Source organism: Pseudoramibacter faecis (genome assembly GCF_036289405.1).
In the GTDB taxonomy this organism is placed as follows: domain Bacteria; phylum Bacillota; class Clostridia; order Eubacteriales; family Eubacteriaceae; genus Pseudoramibacter; species Pseudoramibacter faecis.
Genome location: NZ_JAYFFI010000033.1, coordinates 1 through 848, shown reverse-complemented (window position 1 = coordinate 848; position 848 = coordinate 1). Strand labels below are relative to the sequence as shown.

Below are 848 nucleotides of genomic sequence, written 5' to 3'. Positions count from 1 at the left end.
GACTGCCCCGGGCACGCCGACTACGTCAAAAACATGATCACCGGCGCAGCCCAGATGGACGGCGCGATCTTAGTCGTTTCCGCGGCAGACGGTCCGATGCCGCAGACTCGCGAACACATTCTGCTCGCCCGCCAGGTCGGCGTCCCCTACATCGTCGTCTTCCTCAATAAAGAAGACCAGGTCGACGACCCGGAACTCATCGAACTCGTCGAAATGGAAGTTCGGGAACTCCTCGACGAATACGACTTCCCGGGCGACGACACCCCGATCGTCGTTGGCTCCGCCCTCAAAGCCCTCGAAGACCCCGATGGCGAATGGGGCGATAAAATTGTCAAACTGATGGAAGAAGTTGACGCCTACATCCCCGAACCGCAAAGAGACCTCGACAAACCCTTCCTGATGCCCGTCGAAGACGTCTTCTCCATCACCGGGCGCGGCACCGTCGCCACCGGGAGAGTCGAACGCGGCGTCATCCACGTCGGGGACGAAGTCGACATCGTCGGGATTAAAGAAGCCCAGAAATCCACCGTCACCGGCGTCGAAATGTTCAGAAAACAACTCGACGAAGGCCGTTCAGGCGACAACATCGGCGCATTGCTGCGCGGGATCGACCGGACCCAGATCGAACGCGGCCAGGTTCTCGCGGCTCCGGGCTCCATCCACCCGCACACCCACTTCACCGCTCAGGTCTACGTTCTGACCAAAGAAGAAGGCGGCCGTCACACCCCGTTCTTCGACGGCTACCGTCCGCAGTTCTACTTCAGAACCACCGACGTGACCGGCGACATCAAACTGCCGGAAGGCGTTGAAATGGTTATGCCTGGGGACAACACCGAAATGGAAGTCAC

General features: G+C 59.8%; 1 protein-coding gene. It reads left to right on the top strand.

Annotated features, from left to right (window positions below; all coding sequences use genetic code 11):
* A partial coding sequence (tuf, locus tag V3C63_RS11660; RefSeq protein ID WP_329888121.1) for an elongation factor Tu occupies nucleotides 1-848 on the top strand: 848 nt, incomplete at both ends.